Raw genomic sequence first — 19,787 nt, 5'->3', positions numbered from 1 at the left:
CTCCCACAGTTGAGGTAGGTGGATCAGTTGAGAAGCGGGGTTACGTATAGGCCCCCATGTCAATCCAAAGCACCAATTTGCAATCGGCACGGCCCCAATTTGTAGGAGGCGCGACCCGCGGCGATTGGGACTGGCAGCCAGGCACCTGGCCAGAACCTGACTCGGAGCCAGGCAGCACCCCGATGCGAATAGTTTCTCCCGGCTTCGTAGCTCAATACAAATATTCTGGTGGCAGGCGTGATCGGTTCGCCACATTCGCGGCGATCAGGACTCTCAGCCAGCACTAAGCTAATGCCTAACTCAAAGCCATACAGCATCCCAATGCGGATAATCTCCCACAGATTCCACCAGTCCAGCACGAAGCGGATTGGCAATGATGTATCTGGCCATGGCCTTGAGGTTTTCTTCACTCCTGACAGCACGATCATGAAACCCATCCTGCCAGACACGCCTGCCAAGCTGAGCGGAGGTCAGGCGTTTGATTCGTTGCACTGCCTTTGAAAGGCTTTCGCCTTGCAATTGCATGAGCCAGTGGAAGTGGTCTGGCATGACTACATATGCCCTGGTTTGCGCCTGATTCCTTAGAGAGGCCTCACGGAGGATGTTGATAAGCACCCTGGCGGACTGGAGGTCCTTGAACAGAGGTTGGCGATCAAGGGTGACTGCGGTGATGAGGTAGAACTGGCCGGGCTCGGATCGTCGGCCTTTGCGTAGGGATTGGGAGTGGGGGATGGGTTTCATGGTCGTAGCGGGTCAAGGGTGGGGTCTTATTGAAGCAGGGGATGGCTTTGGTAGCAGGGTGTTTTGGCTCGGATTTGTGATGTGATATTGAGCCGTGTTGCTGTGGTTGTGAAAGTCGTGAAGAGGTTCGGCTTTTTTAGGGCTGCAGATTTGATCGCCGCGGGTCGCGCCTCCTACAAATCAGCCTTGGCGCGCCTGCTGCCTCTGTATACAGACATGCTTCTCGCACGCGACAACGCGACGCTGGCGACACCCGTCACCATCTGGCACCAATATTGCTTCATTAGTCTCAAAGCGGAAAGCGCCGTCAAAATTCTTACGGCATGGAGATTGAGATGACCCAGGGTGTCGAGATGAATCGTCTGATGTTGCAGATGCGCAGCATGCAGCTGGAAGCGATGGGCAAGCCCCAGGCGCCGCAGCAGGTCGAGAAGAATGTCGACACCCCGGCCTTTGACGACATGCTGAAGATGGCATTCAACAAGGTTAGCGAGCTCCAGAAGACCACCGGCGATTTGCAGAGCGGCTATGAGCGCGGCGTGCCGGGCATTGATTTGACCGAGGTGATGATCGCTTCGCAGAAATCCAGCGTCGCGTTTCAGGCGATGACGCAGGTGCGCAACAAGATGATCAGCGCCTACGAAGACATCATGAAGATGCCTATCTAACTCCATTCCTGTCACCGCCTGCCTTGATTGACCGAGGAAAGTTTTCATGGACGCAACGCCTAATACACCCGCCACGCGCAACGCTCCGGAGCCTGCTCCCGAACGTAAGCCACTGTTGGGTATGGCTTTTCTGGACAGTCTGGCGCAGCTCCCGATGCTCCGGCAGTTTGGCCTGCTGGTCGGTCTGGCGGCGAGTGTGGCGGTCGGTTTCGCGGTGGTGTTGTGGTCCCAGGAGCCGGATTATCGTCCGCTGTACGGCAGCATGGACAACTATGATTCGGCCCAGGTGCTTGAGGTGCTGCAGCAAAGCCGCATCGATTACAAGGTCGAGCCCAACAGCGGCGCCTTGCTGGTACGCAGTGAGGATCATGCCGACGCGCGTATGCGTCTGGCCAGCTCCGGTGTGACACCGGTCGACCGTAATCTCGGCTTCGAAATCATGGACCGCGAGCAGGGCCTGGGCTCAAGCCAGTTCATGGAGACCACCCGCTATCGCCGTGGCCTTGAGGGCGAGATGGCGCGGACCATTTCCAGTCTGTACAACGTCAAGGCGGCGCGGGTGCATATCGCCATGCCGCGTTCCACGGTATTTGTGCGCGACGACCGCAAACCCAGCGCGTCAGTACTGCTCGAAATGTATTCAGGCCGCAGCCTTGAGCCGGCCCAGGTCATGGCCATCGTCAATCTGGTCGCGACCAGTATCCCCGAGCTGAGCAAGGACCAGGTCACGGTCGTCGACCAGAACGGTAATCTGCTGTCGGACCAGGCCGAGCTTAACGAGTTGACCATGGCTGGCCGCCAGTTCGATCACGCGCGGCGGCTGGAAGATACCTACACCCGCCGTGTACACAATATTCTGCAGCCGGTGCTGGGCGATGGTCGCTATAAGGCCGAGGTGTCAGCGGACGTCGACTTCAGCGCGGTGGAATCCACCTCTGAGAGCTTCAATCCGGAAGCGTCCATACGCAGCGAACAGATTCTTAATGAGCAGCGCGCCAGCGGCGCTTCCGGCCCACAGGGTATTCCCGGTGCACTGAGTAACCAGCCGCCCGGCGCGGTATCTGTGCCCGAGCAGGTGTTTGATCCGGAAACCGGTGAGCCGATCATTGCCGCGCCGCCAAAGGATATTCGCGAGCAATCGACGCGCAACTATGAACTCGACCGCCAGATCAGCTACACCCGTCAGCAGCAGGGCAGGTTGCGCCGGCTTTCCGTCGCGGTGGTGGTGGATGACACCCTGCAGGTGGATCCACAGACGGGCGAGTCTGTGCGTGTTCCGCTTGCCGAGGCAGAAATCCAGCAGCTGACCCGTCTGGTCAAGGATGCCGTGGGCTTTGATGAGGCGCGTGGCGACAGTGTCAGCGTGATCAACAGCCGGTTCGTGCCGCTGGGTGCGCCGGAGGCCGTCGCCGAGCCGCCATTCTGGACCGAGCCCTGGGTGTGGGACATGGCCAAACAGTTCCTCGGCATTCTGTTTGTACTGATTCTGGTGTTCGGTGTGTTGCGACCGGTGCTCAAGAACCTGACTGCCAACAACCGCAACCCGGCTACTGACGATAATTACCCCGCGACGCTAGACGAGCTGGGCGGCATGGATGATGATCTGCGCGATGACCGGGTCAGCCTGACGGGTTCAAGCTCACCGGCACCGGCCTTGTTGCCCCCGCCGGGTGCCGGTTATGAACAGCAGCTGAATGCAATCAAGGGCCTGCTGGCGGAAGACCCCGGCCGCGTGGCTCAGGTAGTCAAAGAGTGGATTAACGACGATGAGTGATGATGCCAAGCGCCCACAAAAACTGACCAAGCTCGACAAGGCGGCCATATTCCTGCTGAGTCTGGGCGAATCCGACGCGGCGGCGATACTCAAGCATATGGGGCCCAAGGAGGTGCAGCGCGTCGGCACCGCCATGGCAGGCCTGCGCACGGTACAGCGCGAGCAGGTTCAGCAGGTGATGGGCGACTTCATTAGCGTGGTCGGCGAGCAGACCGGGCTTGGCGTTGGCGCGGATAATTACATTCGTACCATGCTCACCCAGGCGTTGGGCGAAGATAAAGCCAATAATCTGGTCGACCGGATCCTGCTTGGCGGCAGCACTTCGGGCCTGGATAGTTTGAAATGGATGGAGCCGCGTGCCGTGGCGGATGTCATCCGCTACGAGCATCCGCAGATCCAGGCCATTGTGGTGGCCTATCTTGATCCCGATATGGCAGCTGAAGTGATTGGCTACTTCGACCATAAGGTCCGCCTGGATGTGTTGCTGCGGGTCGCCTCATTGAACACCGTGCAGCCTTCAGCCCTGAAAGAGCTGAACGAGATTCTGGAAAAGCAATTTGCCGGCAACTCGAACACCATCCGCGCCAACATGGGTGGCGTGAAGCGCACGGCAGATATCATGAACTTCCTCGAAACCACCACTGAATCGCAGTTGATCGATGCGATCCGCGATATCGACCAGGACCTCTCGACCAAGATCGAAGACCTGATGTTTGTCTTCGACAACCTCGCGGATGTCGACGACCGCGGTATCCAGACCTTGCTTCGCGAAGTCTCGTCGGAAATTCTCATCGTGGCACTCAAGGGCGCCGACGAAGCGATCAAGGACAAGATCCTGCGCAACATGTCCAAGCGTGCTTCGGAGCTGCTGATGGACGATCTGGAAGCCAAAGGGCCGGTCCGCATCAGTGAGGTTGAAGCGGCGCAGAAGGAAATACTGACCATCGCCCGGCGCATGGCCGATGCCGGCGAGATCGTGCTGGGCACCAAGGGCGGCGAGGAAATGATTTGACGCCGGCGCGTGGCGGCCTGACTGTGCTCCGGGTTGGCGACAGTTACTTGTGCAGAGGCTTGGAATGAAAAGCAAACAAGACAGCGATCTGATTCGGGGCAGCAAGCCGGAGGCGTTCAGCCTGTGGAACTTGCCGAGCTTTGATGAAGAGCCGGACCAGGTGTCGCTGGAGCCTGAGGAACCGGAGGAGCCCGAGCTGGATGAGCCGGCGTTGACGGTTGAGCCCGAGGAAGAGGTTGAACACGCTAAGCCTTTTACCGTTGAAGAGCTCGAGCAGATCCGCGAAGAGGCCTACAACGAGGGCTTCTCGACCGGCGAGAAAGATGGCTTTCATTCCGGCCAGCTCAAGGCGCAGCAGGAAGCGCGCAGCAAAACTGATGCGAGATTGCTCGAGCTGGAAGCGCTGATGGCTCAACTGATGGAGCCGATGAAGGATCAGGACGAGCAGATCGAGGACATGCTCCTGAGCCTGGTAGAAACCATGGTTCGGCAGGTGATCCAGCGTGAGCTCAAGACCGATTCCAGCCAGATTCTTCAGGTGCTGCGCGGTGCGCTCAAGGCATTGCCGATGGGCGCGGGCAATATCCGCATCTACCTCAATCCCGCCGATTTCGATGCGGTCAAGGCGCTGCGCGAGCGTCACGAGGAAAGCTGGCGCCTGCTAGAAGATGACGTGTTGCTGCCCGGTGGCTGCCGGATCGAAACGGAGCACAGCCAGGTCGACGCCTCGCTGGAAACCCGCCTGAAGCTCATCGTGGAACAGCTCTTCGATGCGCGACTGGAGCAGCGCGCGCACCCGCCCGAAGCTGATCTGCAGATTCCTGTCGCGCTGGACGGAAGCAAGCCGGATGTCTGAACGCATCAGTTTTGCCCGCCGTCTGGGCCGTTATCAACCGCTGCTGAAACTGTCGTCCGAGCCCGTCGTTGAGGGTCGGTTGATCCGCATGGTCGGCCTGACGCTGGAAGCCGAAGGCTGCAAGGCGCCGGTCGGAGGGCGCTGCATGGTCATCAGCGAAACGCCTGAGGGCAGTTCGCAGATCGAGGCCGAGGTGATGGGCTTTTCGGGCAGCAAAATCTATCTGATGCCGGTCGATAACATGCAGGGCCTTCAACCGGGCGCGCGCGTGGTGCCGTCCGCGGGTGGCGGCAAACTGCCAATGGGCTTTGGCATGCTCGGTCGCGTAGTGGACGGCATAGGTCGGCCGCTGGATGGCAAGGGCATGTTCAAGGCGGACGATTGGGTCGACCTGAATGGTCCGGTCATCAATCCGCTGAAGCGGCATCCCATTGAAAACACCCTCGACGTGGGTATCCGTTCGATCAACAGTTTATTGACGGTCGGCCGTGGCCAGCGCCTTGGCCTGTTCGCCGGTAGCGGCGTGGGCAAAAGTATGTTGCTGGGCATGATGACGCGCTTCACTGACGCCGATATCACCATTGTCGGGCTGGTCGGCGAGCGGGGTCGGGAGGTCAAGGAATTCATCGAACAGATCCTCGGGGAGGGGGGCATGGCGCGTTCGGTGGTGGTCGCCTCGCCGGCGGATGACGCGCCCCTGATGCGCCTGCGCGCCGCGATGTACTGCACGCGCATTGCCGAATATTTTCGCGATCAGGGCAAGAACGTATTGCTGCTGATGGACTCTCTGACCCGCTTTGCCCAGGCCCAGCGTGAGATTGCCCTGGCCATCGGCGAGCCGCCCGCCACCAAGGGGTATCCGCCGTCCGTTTTCGCCAAGCTGCCGCAGCTGGTGGAGCGCGCCGGTAATGCCGAAGAAGGGGGCGGGTCGATTACCGCGTTTTACACGGTGTTATCCGAAGGCGATGACCAGCAGGATCCGATTGCCGATGCCTCGCGCGCGATCCTCGACGGGCATATTGTGTTGTCGCGCCGTCTCGCCGAAGAAGGCCACTACCCGGCGATTGATATAGAGGCTTCGATCAGCCGGGCAATGCCGCAGATCGTGAGCCGCGATTACCTGCAGCGCGCTCAGCTGTTCAAGCAGATGTATGCACGCTATCAACAGAGCCGCGATCTGATCAGTGTGGGCGCCTATTCCGCCGGTTCCGATCCCCTGACTGATACGGCCATCGCCAGGATGCCTCAGATGCAGGGGTTTCTGCGCCAGGCGCTGCATGAAAGCGTTAGCCTCCCGGATAGCCAGGCCGGACTCGAGAAACTGGTGAGCCATGAGTGACAGCCGGGTACGTCGGTTGGCACCGGTGTTGGATATGGCGCTGGAAGATGAACGCAAGGCAGCGAAACAGCTGGGCGATGCCCAGAAACAGCTCGATGCCGCCAGCACGCGCCTGCAGGATCTGGAGTTTTACTGCAGCGAATACGAAAAAGGCTGGACGCAGCGCGGCGAACAGGGTGTAGGCCGCGACTGGCTGTTGAATTATCAGCGCTTCATGGCCCAGATGCAGACGGCTATTGACCAGCAAAAGAACACTGTGAGCTGGCACGCCAGGGCGCTGGATAAATCCCGGGAGCAGTGGCGACAGCGTTACCAACGACTGGAAGCCATGCGTAAATTGATCGAACGCTATCAGCTGGAAGCCCGCGCCAAGGCCGACAAGCAAGAGCAAAAGCTGCTGGATGAACTGTCCCAGCGAGCAATCGGCATGCGCCGCGACGTTAGCTGATACCAGGCTCTGTTGCTAAGCTTGTTGTTACCTGTAAATAGCGAGGAGCTCAGCATGGCGATTCAGGCGAGCCATTCCACCGATGGTCAGGTGTTAACGATTCGTGTCAGCGGGCGCTTCGATTTCAGCGTCCATCAGCAATTTCGCGAGTCCTACGAGCGTAGCGGGCTCACGCCTCAGCGGTACGTGGTTGATCTGCAGGACACCGATTACATTGATAGCTCCGCGTTGGGCATGCTGTTGTTGCTGCGTGATCATGCCGGCGGCGACGAGGCGCTCATCCAGATTGTCCATTGCAACCCCGACGTGCGGAAAGTCTTCAGTATTTCCAACTTCGAACAACTCTTCAGCATCGAGTAACCCGTGTCGCTATCTCTCCAGCCCCGGCAGTCCGCCGAACTGACGGTACTGGTGGCCGACGACAATCCCGCTGACCGCATGATTCTGGGTCGTCTGGTGAGCCGGCTGGGACACAAGGTGATCAGCGTGGAAAATGGTCTGCTGGCGGTCGAGCAATTCTCGGCGCAGCACCCTGATCTGGTCTTGCTCGATGCGTTGATGCCGGTCATGGATGGTTTTGACGCAGCGCGGCGTATCAAGGAACTGGCCGGCGAAGATCTGGTGCCGATTATCTTCCTGACCAGCCTGAGTGAATCCGATGCGCTGGTGAAATGCCTCCAGGCCGGCGGCGATGATTTCCTCTCCAAACCCTATAACCCGGTGGTACTGCAGGCCAAGATCGATGCCTTCGGCCGCATGCATGAAATGCACAATACCTTGCGCGCGCAGCGCGACCTGATCACCAGCCAGCACCAGCGGCTGATCCGGGACCAGGAACTGGCGAAAACGGTATTTGACCGCGTTGCACATGCAGGCTGTCTTTCAGCGAGCAATCTGCGCTATCTGCAATCGGCCTTTGCCATGTTCAACGGTGACATTCTGCTGGCGGCCTATAAGCCCTCCGGCGGCATGCACATTCTGCTGGGGGATTTTACCGGCCATGGTCTGTCGGCAGCCATCGGCGCGATGCCGCTTGCTGAAGTGTTCTATGCGATGAGTGCACGGGGGTTCAACCTGCGTGACATCATCGTCGAGCTGAACGGCAAGCTGGCGCAGATTCTACCGGTGGGCATTTTCTGTTGCGCGGTGCTGATCGAGGTCAATCCTGCCAAAGGACTGGTGGAGATCTGGAACGGCGGCCTGCCGGAGGTCCTCATTATTGGTCATCAGGCCGAGCTGCTGCATCGGATCCCCTCTACGCATCTGCCGCTGGGTGTCGCCAAAGCCGAGCGTTTCAACCCCAATCCGGTCGTGCTGGCCATGCAGCCGGGTGATCGTTTGCTGTGCTGGACTGACGGCGTGATAGAGAGCCGCAACCAGCAGGGCGAGCCTTTCGGCGAGCAACGCGTGCTGCGTTTGCTTGGGAATTATCCGGGCAGGCCGCAGCTGTTCTTCGACGGGTTGCTGCAAGCAATCGAAGCCTTTCACGGCGCCCCGCAGGACGACATCAGCCTGCTGGAGCTGGTAATGCAAGAGGCCGCTCAGCAGCGCCCAACGCGCACGGGCACCGCTGGCCAGGCGCAGTCCGCCCAGGATTGGCAGCTGGCCTATACCTTCCGCGCCGCCTCGGTACGGCATTATAATCCGTTGCCTTTCTTGCTTGAGGCGCTGATGGATATCCCGGGCCTGCGCCCGCATATCGGCAGCATTTTTGTCATCCTCAGCGAGCTGTACAGTAACGCGCTGGAGCACGGACTGTTGAGCCTCGATTCAAAGCTGAAGCGCGACTCTGAAGGGTTTGCCCAATACTATGCCCAGCGCAGCCAGCAGCTCTCGGCCCTGCGCGATGGCTGGATTCAGGTGGTGCTTGATCATTCACCCACCGAGCGAGGCGGTGTACTGCGCATCGAAGTAAGTGATAGTGGCGAAGGTTTCGCGCCGGTGATGACATTCCCTAATAATGAGTATGCCGGAAGAGGGCTCGCATTGGTTGCCGCGCTGGCCGACGAGATCAAATACAATGCGCAGGGCAACCGGGCCAGAGCTGTTTTTAGTTGGGTTACCGGACCTTAGGGGCAGTTGACCCTTTCCAAACCATTATCAAGGATCGACCATCCATGCTGGAGAGTCCGCTGGATCTGGACCCATCCGTTCAGGCATCACTCAGAGAGTTGATGCTGGATGAGTATGACGTACTGCTGGAAACCTTCATCAGCGACACCGAGATGCGCCTCGGGCTTTTGCGTAGTCATCTGCTGACGGAAAACTGGCAGGCCTACCGCCAGACTGCGCACAGTTTACGCGGCAGCTGCGGAAATATCGGCGCCCCCGCTTTGCATGAGGCGGCGGAAGAGGCGGAGCACGCAGGCGCTGCACAGGACCGGCAGGCCGCAATCGCTGCCTTCGAGCGTCTCGTGTATTTGTTTGAGCGGGTCAAGCCGCAACTTTTGCTGATTATCCCCAAATAAACTTCCTGTTATCTCCATCTGGCCCGTTGTTTGCTTGTAACAGGCAACAGAGCAATTGCTCGCACGCCATGGAGATCATCAATGTCAGTTAGCCAAGCCCAGCTGGCGTTATCCACACCCGAAGTCCGCACTGCCGGCAACAGCCGCGGAGCTTCGTCATCCGGCACGGGCGACACAGAGCAAGTGGATTTCGCCAACCTGCTGGCCGAGCAGCAGCCAGAACGTCTGAATGCCATGCTGAAACGCCTCGAGCAGAGCGGGCTGACGGCAATCGAGGACCTGGCGCTTGCCGGGGATGGCAAATCGTTGCCGGACTCCGTTCAGGAGTGGCTCGGTCAGTTGGCTGATCTTGGCGAGACGCAGGAGGATTTGTCATCGGCGGGACCGGCGGAAATATCTGACGAATCCTTGACGGAAATATCCGAGCGCTGGATGAAGTGGCTGAACGAATCCCGCGGAGCCTTGACGCCTTCCGAATCAAAGCAGCTGGTCGACAGCAAGGCGTCCCTGGCTTCTCTTGCAACAAAATCCGAGACCCCGATGACTGCGACGCAGATGGAAGCACTGCGTCAGCCCACCGAGGCGTCGATGCCCATGCAGCGCAACGCTTTGATGTCGCCATCTGCCGAACAGGTGGCCTTCGCCGGGAAGCTCGCGGAGCAGATTGATGCCAAGGCGCTGGGTAACGACACCTTGGCTGCCGACTCTGAGAGCGAGGACGGGCTCAGTCCGTCGGCGGTCGCGGCGCAGTCGAGCGCGTCCCAGGCTGCGCTTACCGCTCGACCAGTAAACGCAGCAGCACAGGCGCTCGGCGTGCCCTTCGGTCAGCAGACCTGGAGCGAGGCTGCCGTGGAAAAAGTCATGTGGATGTCCAGCCAGAATCTGCGCAGCGTCGAGATCATGCTGGACCCGGCCGAACTGGGACCGCTGGAGATCCATATCCAGAACCGCGGTCAGGAGCACCAGGTCCAGTTTGTCAGTCAGAACCCGTCGGTGCGTGAAGCGCTCGAAGCGCAGATGTTCCGGTTGCGGGAAATGTTCAGTCAACAGGGGATGGACCAGGTCAACGTCTCGGTGTCGGACGGCTCGGCGGGCCAGCAATCCGGTCGCGAAGCACAGGCTGGCGCGTCAGGCCAGGGCTCCCGGCAAGGGCAGGGCGGGAATGCAGAGTTGATCGGCCAGTCTGATTCGCTGCTGACCACGGCTGAAGCGGCCCGGGTCTCGGCGGAGCGTCTGGTTGACTACTACGCCTGATGTAGCTGTGTAAGCCGGCGTCGAGCCCGAGCGCGGCTCGTGCCGCTCAACATTCCCAAAAACTACCATTGGCTTGAGACGCAACCTGGGGCTGTAGCGCGCCCGCGCTACGGCAAGCTCCCCGCAGCCACTGACCTGGCAATCCCACACAAAACCCCACCCGCGATCCCGAACACCGCCCGAGCCGCTAGACACCCCCAGTAAAACGGACTGATCGGTATCGCCCTGGGGCTGTAGCGCGCCCGCGCTACGGCAAGCTATCAGCGGACACCAACTCGCAAACCCACCCGGCGCTGAATCGAACGCGACCGGGGCCGCTCTCCCTGCTGGCCAGTGACAATCAAAGACATTGCCTCCGCTTGGCTTTATCCTATGCTCCTTGCAGACGAGGCGCGCCGCGCCCCGTCGTCAGCCTTTGCGGGACTGAATCGCCCCGGCGTCGCCCCTGATTGGCATGCTCAATGCAAGCAGTATCCGAAACAGTTGATTTCACGCATTAGTGACGGAATATTGGCATGGCCCGACAACAGCCCGAACCCGCCCAGCCGGCGACGCCTGATAGCCCATCGGCAAGCCGTAAGAAACTTTTTCTCCTCATTGGCGCAGGCCTGTTCGCCTTGTTGTTGTCTATCGGCGCGGCAGCCTTCTTCCTGTTTGCCGGGGAAGACGAAGCGATGGTCGAGACGCCCGTGGTAGAGGCCGGTAAGCCCATGGCCATCTACCAGTCCCTGGATCCTGCGTTCGTCGTCAATTATGCGCACAAGGGCCGGCAGCGCTATATGCAGGTCAATGTGGTGCTGATGGGGCGCGATCCTCAGCTGATGACTCAATTGGGCTCCCATCTGCCGTTGATCCGCAACGATCTGGTCATGCTGTTCAGCAGTGAAGAATTTGACGCGTTATTCAGCCCTGAGGGCAAAGAAGCCCTGCGCGAGCGGGCCTCGCTTGCGGTCAAGGCGCTGATGGAAAAAGAACTCGGCAACCCGGTCATCGAGTCCGCGTTGTTCACCAATATCGTTCTGCAATAGGAAACACCATGGCCGTCCAGGATCTGCTGTCACAAGACGAAATCGACGCGCTGTTACACGGCGTCGATGACGGCGCGATTGATATGGAGGAGGATGCCGAGCCCGGCTCGGTCAAAAGCTACGATCTGACCAGCCAGGACCGCATTGTGCGCGGTCGCATGCCGACACTGGAAATGATCAACGAGCGTTTTGCGCGCTATACCCGCATCAGCATGTTCAATCTGCTGCGCCGTTCGGCAGATGTGGCGGTGGGCGGCGTGCAGGTGATGAAGTTCGGCGAGTACGTGCATTCGCTCTATGTGCCGACCAGTCTGAACCTGGTAAAGATGAAGCCGCTGCGTGGCACCGCGCTTTTTATTCTCGACGCGCGCCTGGTATTCAAGCTGGTGGACAACTTCTTCGGCGGTGACGGTCGTCACGCCAAGATCGAGGGCCGCGAGTTCACCCCGACTGAACTGCGCGTGGTGCGCATGGTGTTGGATCAGGCCTTCGCCGACATGAAGGAAGCCTGGCAAGCGGTTCAGGACGTCACCTTCGAGTATGTCAATTCCGAGGTCAATCCGGCGCTGGCCAATATCGTCAGCCCCAGCGAGGTGGTCGTTGTTTCGACCTTCCATATCGAGCTGGATGGCGGTGGCGGCGATCTGCACGTTACCTTCCCGTATTCGATGATCGAGCCGTTGCGCGAAGTGCTGGACTCCGGCGTGCAGTCCGATGTGGACGAGCATGACGAGCGCTGGGTGCGTGCGCTGCGTGAAGAGATTACCTGCGCCAAGGTGCCGCTGAGCGCGACGGTGGTTCGGCGTGAGCTCAAGCTGAAGGACCTGTTGAGCATGCAGGCCGGCGACGTGATCCCGGTGGAATTGCCGGATTACATGGTGCTGTGCGCCAACGGGGTTCCCACCTTCAAAGCCAAGCTGGGTTCCGTGAAGGGCAACCTGGGCTTGCAGATTCTTGGTCCGATCGCCCGGCCACGATAACCGAACGAATACGTAACGCTAATCTAGAGGAACGGCACGATGTCTGATGACAGAAACTCCAGCGAAATCAGTCCTGAAGAGCAGGCGCTGGCGGATGAGTGGGCTGCCGCGATGGAGGAGGCCGGCGATTCCAGTCAGGCTGATATCGATGCCATGCTTGCTGACAATAGCGGTTCCAAAGCCATGGCCATGGAAGAGTTTCCCAAGCCGGCCAAAATGTCTGATGATTTTTTCCAGGGTGCTGATGGCCCGAACCTGGATGTCATTCTGGATATCCCGGTAACCATCTCCATGGAGGTCGGTAATACCGAGATCACCATTCGCAATCTGCTGCAGCTCAATCAGGGCTCGGTGGTTGAGCTTGACCGCCTGGCTGGCGAGCCGCTGGACGTGAAGGTCAACGGCACACTGATCGCCCACGGTGAAGTGGTGGTGGTGAACGAGAAGTTCGGTATCCGCCTGACCGACGTGATCAGCCCATCCGAACGCATCAAGAAGCTGCGCTGATATGCGAGCAATTCTGGTCGTATTACTGGCTGCTCTGCCGGCGGGCTTGTTCGCCGCGGAGCCCGTCGCAGCCGCAACCACCAGTGCCGCGCAGACCTCGCTGACCGGGCAGCTTGCCCAGCTCGGGCTGGGTCTGGTGCTGGTGGTGGGGCTGATTTTCCTCATGGGCTATCTGATGCGCCGCGTTGGTCCGCTAGCGGCCCAGGGTGGCCAACACATCCGGATCGTCAGCAATCTGCCGCTGGGACCCCGTGATCGTCTGATTCTGGTCGATGTCGGCGGCAAACAGATGCTGCTGGGCGCATCCCCCGGGCGCATCAGCACGCTGCATGTGTTCGAAGAGCCCGTTGCGGAGATTCCGGCGGAAGGCGACGACGGCGATTTTGCGCGCAAGCTGCAAGCGCTGCTCAAGCGGGAGAATCGCCCGTGATGCGCTGGTTGTTGCTGGTTCTGGTGTTGCTTGCCCCGGCTGCGCTGGCACAGACCGCCGCTGATCCGCTGAGCCTGCCGGCGGTCACCCTGAGCACCGATGCCGATGGAGAGCAGACCTACTCGGTGAGTCTGCAGATCCTGCTGCTGATGAGCGCGCTGACGTTCATTCCGGCGTTCGTCATGATGATGACCAGCTTCACCCGCATCATCATCGTGTTCTCGATTTTGCGCCAGGCACTGGGTCTGCAGCAGACGCCGTCGAGCCAGATTCTTATCGGCCTGGCGCTGTTTCTGACGATTTTCATCATGGCGCCGATATTCGAGCGGATCAACGAAACCGCGCTGCAACCCTATCTGGCCGAAGAGCTGGCGCCACAGCAGGCGCTGGAGCAGGCAAGCATTCCGCTGCGCGAGTTCATGCTGGCGCAAACCCGGGAAACCGACCTCGAGCTGTTCGTGCGGTTGGCGCGGCGTACCGATATCGCGACACCGGAGGACGTCCCGTTCCACATCATGGTGCCGGCCTTTGTGACCTCCGAACTGAAGACCGCATTCCAGATCGGTTTCATGATCTTCATTCCCTTCCTGATCATTGATCTGGTGGTCGCCAGCGTGCTGATGGCGATGGGTATGATGATGCTGTCACCGCTGATCATTTCGTTGCCGTTCAAGATCATGCTGTTCGTGCTGGTGGACGGTTGGGCGCTGATTATCGGTACCCTCGCCGCCAGTTTCGCCGTAACTTAGGGTCTGTTGCCGTTTCATCGCGGCCGCGACGGAGGCCCGTTTAGTGCAGAACAAGGCGCGAGGAGTGTAATTTGGTTGTTCCAAATGAGCGACGAGTAACGCAGTGCTGCGCTAAACGGGCCCTGTCCCTTCGGGTGGGGCCGCCTAGGTTGCGCGTCAAATGACGCCATGCGGCGTTGCAGGACTTGGCAAGGGAACAACCATTACCTGCCTCCCGCGCCTTGCGGAACGCCGCCCGGCCTGGCGTCATTTGACACAGCAACGCGGCTCGCGATGAAACGGCAACAGACCCTAACCCAGGAAAAAACATGACACCAGAAGTAGCGGTAGATCTGTTTCGCCAGGCCCTGTGGCTGACCACTGTCATGGTCGCGGTCATCGTATTGCCGAGCCTTATGGTCGGTCTTGTTGTAGCGATGTTTCAGGCGGCAACCCAGATCAACGAGCAGACACTGAGCTTCCTGCCGCGTCTGCTGTTTACCTTTATCACCCTGATCGTGCTCGGCCCCTGGCTGGTCACGCAGGTGATCGACTTTACCGACAACCTCTACCGGGCGATTCCCGGACTGATCGGCTGAATGTTCGAGTTCGCAGCAGCCGAGGTCAGCCGCTGGGTTGCCAGTTACATGTGGGTGCTCTTTCGGGTGGCCAGTGTGCTGATGACCATGCCGGTGTTCGGCACGCAAATGCTGCCGGTACGCATCCGCCTGTACCTCGCGTTGATGATTGCCATGCTGATTACGCCCCAGATTCCGCCAGTGCCGGCAATCGAGGCGTTCTCATTGGCGACCTGGGTGATCATCGGCGAGCAGATCCTGATTGGTGCGGCGATGGGCTTCATGCTGCAGCTGCTGTTCCAGATTCACGTGCTGGCGGGCCAGATCGTCGCGATGCAGATGGGTCTGGGCTTCGCCTCGATGAACGATCCGACCATGGGCATTTCTGTGGCGGTGGTGGCGCAGGTTTTTACCATGCTGGTGACCTTGTTGTTCCTGTCGATGGACGGTCATCTGGTGGTGATCGAGGTATTGGCAGAAAGCTTCACCACCTTGCCAATTGGCGAGGGCTTGCTGGCCACAGATTTCCATACCCTGGTCTTGCGGTTTAGCTGGGTGATGGCCGCTGCGCTGTTGATCGGGCTGCCTGCGATTACCGCGCTGCTGATCGTCAATCTGTCGTTCGGCGTAATGATGCGCGCCGCACCCCAGCTGAATATCTTCTCCATCGGTTTTCCACTGACCCTCGTGTTTGGCCTGTTCATTCTCTGGGTGGTGCTGGGCGATGTCGGTGCCCAATACCATTCCCTGGCGACCGAAACCCTGGAGTGGTTGCGTGAAATGGTGCGGGTGCGCTGATGGCAGAGCAACCGGACAGCGGTCAGGAAAAAACCGAAGAGCCCACGGAGAAACGCCTCAAGGAGTCCCGTGATAAAGGCCAGATCGCTCGCTCAAAGGAGCTGAATACGCTTGCTGTCGTAATGGTCTCGGCAGTCGGGCTGCTCATGGTCGGCCCGGCGATGGTCGGCAAGCTGATGAACCTGATGGTATTCAACTTCAGCCTGGACCGCGAAGTGCTGTACTCAACCGATACCATGGCGCTGCACCTGCTGGCGTCGGTGGAGCAGGGGTTCAGTGTGCTCGGCCCGTTGTTTTTCATGGTGCTGGTTGCCGCGCTGGTAGGGCCGCTGCTGCTGGGCGGCTGGCTGTTCAGTGCCAAGTCCCTCGCGCCCAAATTCGAACGAATGAACCCGCTTGCCGGCCTGAAACGGATGTTTTCAGCCAAGGCGCTGGTTGAACTGCTCAAGGCGCTGGCCAAATTCCTGGTGGTTCTCGCCGTGGCGCTACTGGTGCTCCACATGCGTCAGGACGACCTGCTTTCCCTTTCCCGTGAGCCTTTACCAGACGCGATTGCCCACAGCGCCTGGGTACTGGGGAGCTCATTGCTGATTCTTGCATGCTCGCTGATTCTGATCGCTACTGTGGATGTGCCTTTTCAGCTATGGGACAACAAGAAAAAGTTGAAGATGACCAAGCAGGAAGTCCGCGACGAATACAAGGATTCCGAAGGCAAGCCTGAAGTAAAATCGCGGATTCGCCAGCTGCAACGCGAAATGGCCCAGCGTCGGATGATGGAAGAGGTGCCCAATGCCGACGTGGTCATCACCAACCCGACGCATTACGCCGTTGCACTGAAGTACGACCCGGTCAATTCCGGCGCGCCTGTCGTGGTCGCCAAGGGCGGCGACCTGATGGCGCAAAAGATCCGGGAAATAGCCGGCGAGCATGACGTGGTCATTCTCGAGGCGCCGCCGCTGGCGCGTGCCGTGTACTACAGCACCGAACTCAATCAGCAGATTCCGGCCGGTCTTTACCTGGCCGTGGCACAGGTATTGGCCTACGTGTTCCAGCTGCGTCAGTATCGTGCCGGAGAAGGCAAGCGCCCTGGGCCTGTGCCGGATGTGCCTATTCCGGATGATTTGCGGCGGGATGAGTAAAAGCAAAAGCAAATAGCGAAACGCAAATCCCCCCTAGCCCCCCTTTTTCAAAGAGGGGAACTGGTTCTGCGCTGTTGGTTGTGTCGGTGCGAGTCTGGTGACCATGACTGCGCCGCAACTCAAGAGCACACGTCAGACGCTTACACAAGCAGTGACTCGGACGATCCCCCCTTTGACAAAAGGGGTTAGGGGAGTGATTTCATTACTGCCCCGTAGATCAGATGCCGATTTTCCCGCCGCCAACTCGAAGCTCTATGGCGACAGCTCACTCCGACATATAGCTCAGCCAAGCAACCGCACCAGGCCGAGTCCAGCCACCAAGCTGGCGGAATGGCACGGAACGATCCCCCCTTTGACAAAAGGGGTTAGGGGGGTGATTTCGAGATTACTGCCCCGCAGATCAGATACCGATTTTTCCGCCGCCAACTCGAAGCTCTATGGCGACAGCTCACTCCGGCATAGCTCAGCCAAGCAACCGCACCAGGCCGAGTCCAGCCACCAAGCTGGCGGAATGGCACGGAACCATTCCCCTTTGGCAACGGGGGCTAGGGGGATTCGATTTCGAGATTGCTGACCCGCAGATCAAATATTGAATTTTCCCTCCGCCAACTCAAATCTACATAACGAAGCGAGCCGACAGGGCCGTGCTGACCGTGCGATGACATGGATGTCATCGACGAGTTTACAGGGACGTACTTGCAGCGTGTCAGCGCGGCCATGTCGGTTCGCGATGGCTAACTCCGGGACATCAGCCTCCGTCTATCGCTGCTTGCAGGGCAGCGATGTAACTCGTGCCGGACTCATCCCAGCAACCGCTGCCTGGCCTCAAGATAATCACGCCTGAGCCCGGCAATCACCTCCGCCGTAGAGGTCACCTCGCCAATCCCGCCAACGCCCTGACCGGCGCCCCAGATATCCCGCCACGCCTTGCTCTTGTCACTACCGAATGACATCGCGCTCTTGTCGGCTTCCGGCAGATTGTCGGGATCCAGCCCGGCCCGGGCGATGCTGCCGCGCAGATAGTTGCCGTGCACACCGGTAAACAGGCTGGAATAGATGACGTCGGTGGCGGAGCTGTCGACGATCATCTCTTTATAGGCTTCGTCGGCGTTGGCTTCATGGGTGGCGATGAAGCGGGTGCCCATGTAGGCGAAATCTGCTCCCATGGCTTCGGCAGCCAGGATCTGCTTGCCCTGGGTGATGGAACCAGACAGCGCAATCGGGCCGTCGTAGAACTTTCGAATCTCGGAAACCAGCGCGAAGGGGCTGAGCGTGCCTGCGTGGCCGCCAGCACCGGCGCAGACCAGGATCAGTCCGTCGACGCCGGCTTCGATCGCCTTCTCGGCGTGGCGTACGCTGATGACATCATGGAATACCTTGCCGCCATAACTGTGCGCCACTTTTACTGCATCATGCGGGGCGCGCAGGCTGGTGATCATGATGGGAACTTCAAATCGGGCACATACCTCCAGGTCGTGCTCAAGCCGGTCGTTGGAATGATGCACGATCTGGTTTACCGCGAAGGGCGCGACCTTCTTGTCAGGGTTGGCCGCCTTGTATTCGGCGAGTTCCGTGGTCAGCTGCTCAAGCCATTGTTCCAGTACCTCGGCCGGGCGCGCATTCAGCGCGGGAAAAGAGCCGACAATGCCGTTCTTGCACTGCTCGGCCACCAGGCGCGGGTTAGAGATGATGAACATGGGGGATGCAATGACGGGTATCTCGAGCTGTGCCTTGAGTTCCTCAGCGAACGACATCGTGCCTTCCTCGGTTTGATCAACAGGGCATTCAGTCTAATCGCAACAGACTCGGTGCGACCAGCGACGGGGGCGGGTATCAGGCTGTGCAATGTTCGGCCATCAGCGGTCAGGGCACTGCAACGCGGCGCGCGGTCGCTTTGAAAAGTCTCGGCGTTGTACACTTACGCCCATTCAAGTCATCGCTTACAAGTAGAACCACCTCCAATGCAAAAGACTCGCGTACTTACCGGCATTACCACGACCGGCACACCGCACCTCGGCAACTATGTCGGCGCCATCAAGCCAGCTATTGCAGCCAGCCAGGACCCCAGCGTTCAGTCCTATTACTTTCTCGCCGACCTGCACGCGTTGATCAAATGCCAGGACCCCAGGCGAATTCAGGAATCACGATTGGAAATCGCCGCGACCTGGCTCGCGCTGGGGCTGGATACAGACAACGCGGTGTTCTATCGGCAGTCGGATATTCCGGAGATCACCGAGCTGACCTGGATGTTGTCGTGCGTATGCGCCAAGGGGCTGATGAATCGCGCACACGCGTACAAGGCGTCGGTCGCCGACAACGAGGCTGCCGGTCAGGCCGACCCTGATAAAGGCGTGACCATGGGGTTGTTCAGCTACCCGGTGCTGATGGCGGCGGACATTCTCATGTTCAACGCCAACAAGGTGCCGGTCGGTCGGGACCAGATCCAGCATATTGAGATGGCCCGCGATATTGGCGGACGCTTTAATCATCTGTTCAAGGGCCAGTATTTCACCATGCCCGAAGCGGTTGTGGACCAGGGTGTGGAAGTGCTGCGCGGTCTGGATGGTCGCAAGATGTCCAAGAGCTATGACAACACCATCCCGCTGTTCACTCCGGAAAAGAAGCTGCTCAAGCTGGTGCGCAAGATCAAGACCAATTCGCTGGAGCCGGGCGAGCCGAAGGATCCGGACACCTGTACCTTGTTTCAGATCTATTCTGCCTTCGCTACAGCCGAAGAGACCCAGGCCATGCGCGCGCGTTACCTCGAGGGGATCGGCTGGGGCGAGGCGAAGGACGCGCTGTTCGAATACCTGAACCAGTATCTGCGCGAGCCACGCGAGCGTTATCAGGCGCTGCTTGAAGACCCGGCGTATATTGAGAGCGTCCTGCAGAAAGGGGCCGAGCGCGCCCGCGACGAAGCGGGTTCGTTGATGGCCAGGGTGCGACAGGCGTCAGGGCTGGGTTCCTTCATATAAGCATCGCGCGCTGTCCGGTACGGGATAGCAGTGAATGCAGAGCCAGAAATTCAATAAGAATAAA

The 19,787-nt window shown here is 59.4% G+C and carries 21 protein-coding genes and 1 pseudogene; 20 read left to right on the top strand and 2 right to left on the bottom strand.

Going from position 1 to position 19,787, the window contains the following annotated elements; all coding sequences use genetic code 11:
• Positions 1–300: 300 nt before the first annotated feature.
• Positions 301–741, bottom strand: coding sequence for a transposase (locus G3M63_RS18155; protein WP_163984005.1), 441 nt, complete (start codon positions 739–741; stop codon positions 301–303).
• A gap of 81 nt (positions 742–822) precedes the next feature.
• On the opposite strand from G3M63_RS18155, the gene G3M63_RS18150 reads away from it, so the two are divergent.
• From G3M63_RS18150 to flhB, 19 genes are all read left to right on the top strand, one after another.
• Complete coding sequence (locus tag G3M63_RS18150; protein WP_163984004.1) at positions 823–1,080, top strand: hypothetical protein; 258 nt, start codon at positions 823–825, stop codon at positions 1,078–1,080.
• On the top strand, positions 1,077–1,409 hold the full coding sequence (fliE, locus tag G3M63_RS18145) for a flagellar hook-basal body complex protein FliE (RefSeq protein WP_150299292.1): 333 nt from the start codon (positions 1,077–1,079) through the stop codon (positions 1,407–1,409). The genes G3M63_RS18150 and fliE overlap by 4 nt, the downstream gene beginning before the upstream one ends.
• Before the next feature lie 46 nt (positions 1,410–1,455).
• The gene (fliF, locus tag G3M63_RS18140; RefSeq protein ID WP_163984003.1) at positions 1,456–3,183 is read left to right on the top strand and encodes a flagellar basal-body MS-ring/collar protein FliF; all 1,728 of its coding nucleotides are present in this window, start codon (positions 1,456–1,458) and stop codon (positions 3,181–3,183) included.
• A complete protein-coding gene (gene fliG / locus G3M63_RS18135) occupies positions 3,176–4,195 on the top strand; it encodes a flagellar motor switch protein FliG (protein ID WP_150299290.1) in 1,020 nt (339 codons plus the stop codon). Before fliF ends, fliG begins: the two co-directional genes overlap by 8 nt.
• 64 nt (positions 4,196–4,259) lie before the next feature.
• The gene (gene fliH / locus G3M63_RS18130; RefSeq protein WP_163984002.1) at positions 4,260–5,051 is read left to right on the top strand and encodes a flagellar assembly protein FliH; all 792 of its coding nucleotides are present in this window, start codon (positions 4,260–4,262) and stop codon (positions 5,049–5,051) included.
• Entirely contained in the window at positions 5,044–6,390 is a 1,347-nt protein-coding gene (gene fliI / locus G3M63_RS18125; RefSeq protein ID WP_163984001.1) for a flagellar protein export ATPase FliI, read from the top strand. Before fliH ends, fliI begins: the two co-directional genes overlap by 8 nt.
• A complete protein-coding gene (fliJ, locus tag G3M63_RS18120) occupies positions 6,383–6,838 on the top strand; it encodes a flagellar export protein FliJ (RefSeq protein WP_150299287.1) in 456 nt (151 codons plus the stop codon). Before fliI ends, fliJ begins: the two co-directional genes overlap by 8 nt.
• Positions 6,839–6,892: 54 nt before the next feature.
• On the top strand, positions 6,893–7,198 hold the full coding sequence (locus G3M63_RS18115) for an STAS domain-containing protein (RefSeq protein WP_163984000.1): 306 nt from the start codon (positions 6,893–6,895) through the stop codon (positions 7,196–7,198).
• 3 nt (positions 7,199–7,201) lie between these two features.
• Positions 7,202–8,911 carry a fused response regulator/phosphatase gene (locus G3M63_RS18110; protein WP_306110143.1) on the top strand — a complete coding sequence of 570 codons (1,710 nt, stop codon included), beginning with the start codon at positions 7,202–7,204 and terminating at the stop codon, positions 8,909–8,911.
• Between the two features lie 44 nt (positions 8,912–8,955).
• Positions 8,956–9,306: an Hpt domain-containing protein gene (locus G3M63_RS18105; protein WP_163983999.1), complete on the top strand. Its 351-nt coding sequence runs from the start codon at positions 8,956–8,958 to the stop codon at positions 9,304–9,306.
• Positions 9,307–9,387: 81 nt separating this feature from the next.
• Positions 9,388–10,560 carry a flagellar hook-length control protein FliK gene (locus G3M63_RS18100; protein WP_256669876.1) on the top strand — a complete coding sequence of 391 codons (1,173 nt, stop codon included), beginning with the start codon at positions 9,388–9,390 and terminating at the stop codon, positions 10,558–10,560.
• A gap of 515 nt (positions 10,561–11,075) precedes the next feature.
• Entirely contained in the window at positions 11,076–11,588 is a 513-nt protein-coding gene (locus tag G3M63_RS18095; protein ID WP_163983998.1) for a flagellar basal body-associated FliL family protein, read from the top strand.
• An 8-nt stretch (positions 11,589–11,596) separates the two neighbouring features.
• Positions 11,597–12,568: a flagellar motor switch protein FliM gene (gene fliM, locus G3M63_RS18090; RefSeq protein ID WP_150299282.1), complete on the top strand. Its 972-nt coding sequence runs from the start codon at positions 11,597–11,599 to the stop codon at positions 12,566–12,568.
• Between the two features lie 39 nt (positions 12,569–12,607).
• Entirely contained in the window at positions 12,608–13,075 is a 468-nt protein-coding gene (gene fliN / locus G3M63_RS18085; RefSeq protein WP_163983997.1) for a flagellar motor switch protein FliN, read from the top strand.
• A 1-nt stretch (position 13,076) separates the two neighbouring features.
• Positions 13,077–13,505 (top strand): flagellar biosynthetic protein FliO, encoded by a 429-nt coding sequence (gene fliO / locus G3M63_RS18080; protein WP_163983996.1) that lies wholly within the window; start codon positions 13,077–13,079, stop codon positions 13,503–13,505.
• On the top strand, positions 13,505–14,254 hold the full coding sequence (gene fliP / locus G3M63_RS18075) for a flagellar type III secretion system pore protein FliP (RefSeq protein ID WP_163984327.1): 750 nt from the start codon (positions 13,505–13,507) through the stop codon (positions 14,252–14,254). Before fliO ends, fliP begins: the two co-directional genes overlap by 1 nt.
• 308 nt (positions 14,255–14,562) lie before the next feature.
• Positions 14,563–14,832, top strand: coding sequence for a flagellar biosynthesis protein FliQ (gene fliQ / locus G3M63_RS18070; protein WP_150299278.1), 270 nt, complete (start codon positions 14,563–14,565; stop codon positions 14,830–14,832).
• Positions 14,833–15,609 (top strand): flagellar biosynthetic protein FliR, encoded by a 777-nt coding sequence (gene fliR, locus G3M63_RS18065; protein WP_163983995.1) that lies wholly within the window; start codon positions 14,833–14,835, stop codon positions 15,607–15,609.
• A complete protein-coding gene (gene flhB, locus G3M63_RS18060) occupies positions 15,609–16,748 on the top strand; it encodes a flagellar biosynthesis protein FlhB (protein WP_163983994.1) in 1,140 nt (379 codons plus the stop codon). The genes fliR and flhB overlap by 1 nt, the downstream gene beginning before the upstream one ends.
• An 800-nt stretch (positions 16,749–17,548) precedes the next feature.
• On the opposite strand, the gene G3M63_RS18055 is transcribed toward flhB, so the two are convergent.
• Positions 17,549–18,502: a nitronate monooxygenase family protein gene (locus G3M63_RS18055; RefSeq protein WP_150299275.1), complete on the bottom strand. Its 954-nt coding sequence runs from the start codon at positions 18,500–18,502 to the stop codon at positions 17,549–17,551.
• Positions 18,503–18,709: 207 nt separating this feature from the next.
• Here G3M63_RS18055 and G3M63_RS18050 point away from each other — a divergent pair.
• A pseudogene (locus tag G3M63_RS18050) lies at positions 18,710–19,720 on the top strand (tryptophan--tRNA ligase); the annotation flags it as partial.
• Positions 19,721–19,787: the final 67 nt, after the last annotated feature.

Origin of the sequence: Pseudomonas sp. OIL-1 (genome assembly GCF_010669185.1) — a bacterium.
In the GTDB taxonomy this organism is placed as follows: domain Bacteria; phylum Pseudomonadota; class Gammaproteobacteria; order Pseudomonadales; family Pseudomonadaceae; genus Halopseudomonas; species Halopseudomonas profundi.
The sequence above is the reverse complement of the archived record's forward strand: the minus strand, read 5'-3'. Positions and strand labels throughout refer to the sequence as shown.

What these genes read in the sequence shown, in the direction of transcription:
- fliO (WP_163983996.1), top strand. Translation starts at nt 13,077, where the DNA reads ATGCGAGCAATTCTGGTCGTATTACTGGCTGCTCTGCCGGCGGGCTTG.
- G3M63_RS18105 (WP_163983999.1), top strand. Translation starts at nt 8,956, where the DNA reads ATGCTGGAGAGTCCGCTGGATCTGGACCCATCCGTTCAGGCATCACTC.
- G3M63_RS18115 (WP_163984000.1), top strand. Translation starts at nt 6,893, where the DNA reads ATGGCGATTCAGGCGAGCCATTCCACCGATGGTCAGGTGTTAACGATT.
- fliE (WP_150299292.1), top strand. Translation starts at nt 1,077, where the DNA reads ATGACCCAGGGTGTCGAGATGAATCGTCTGATGTTGCAGATGCGCAGC.
- fliP (WP_163984327.1), top strand. Translation starts at nt 13,505, where the DNA reads ATGCGCTGGTTGTTGCTGGTTCTGGTGTTGCTTGCCCCGGCTGCGCTG.
- fliM (WP_150299282.1), top strand. Translation starts at nt 11,597, where the DNA reads ATGGCCGTCCAGGATCTGCTGTCACAAGACGAAATCGACGCGCTGTTA.
- fliI (WP_163984001.1), top strand. Translation starts at nt 5,044, where the DNA reads ATGTCTGAACGCATCAGTTTTGCCCGCCGTCTGGGCCGTTATCAACCG.
- G3M63_RS18155 (WP_163984005.1), bottom strand. Translation starts at nt 741, where the DNA reads ATGAAACCCATCCCCCACTCCCAATCCCTACGCAAAGGCCGACGATCC.
- fliG (WP_150299290.1), top strand. Translation starts at nt 3,176, where the DNA reads ATGAGTGATGATGCCAAGCGCCCACAAAAACTGACCAAGCTCGACAAG.
- fliQ (WP_150299278.1), top strand. Translation starts at nt 14,563, where the DNA reads ATGACACCAGAAGTAGCGGTAGATCTGTTTCGCCAGGCCCTGTGGCTG.
- fliR (WP_163983995.1), top strand. Translation starts at nt 14,833, where the DNA reads ATGTTCGAGTTCGCAGCAGCCGAGGTCAGCCGCTGGGTTGCCAGTTAC.
- flhB (WP_163983994.1), top strand. Translation starts at nt 15,609, where the DNA reads ATGGCAGAGCAACCGGACAGCGGTCAGGAAAAAACCGAAGAGCCCACG.
- fliH (WP_163984002.1), top strand. Translation starts at nt 4,260, where the DNA reads ATGAAAAGCAAACAAGACAGCGATCTGATTCGGGGCAGCAAGCCGGAG.
- fliF (WP_163984003.1), top strand. Translation starts at nt 1,456, where the DNA reads ATGGACGCAACGCCTAATACACCCGCCACGCGCAACGCTCCGGAGCCT.
- fliN (WP_163983997.1), top strand. Translation starts at nt 12,608, where the DNA reads ATGTCTGATGACAGAAACTCCAGCGAAATCAGTCCTGAAGAGCAGGCG.
- fliJ (WP_150299287.1), top strand. Translation starts at nt 6,383, where the DNA reads ATGAGTGACAGCCGGGTACGTCGGTTGGCACCGGTGTTGGATATGGCG.
- G3M63_RS18095 (WP_163983998.1), top strand. Translation starts at nt 11,076, where the DNA reads ATGGCCCGACAACAGCCCGAACCCGCCCAGCCGGCGACGCCTGATAGC.
- G3M63_RS18055 (WP_150299275.1), bottom strand. Translation starts at nt 18,502, where the DNA reads ATGTCGTTCGCTGAGGAACTCAAGGCACAGCTCGAGATACCCGTCATT.
- G3M63_RS18100 (WP_256669876.1), top strand. Translation starts at nt 9,388, where the DNA reads ATGTCAGTTAGCCAAGCCCAGCTGGCGTTATCCACACCCGAAGTCCGC.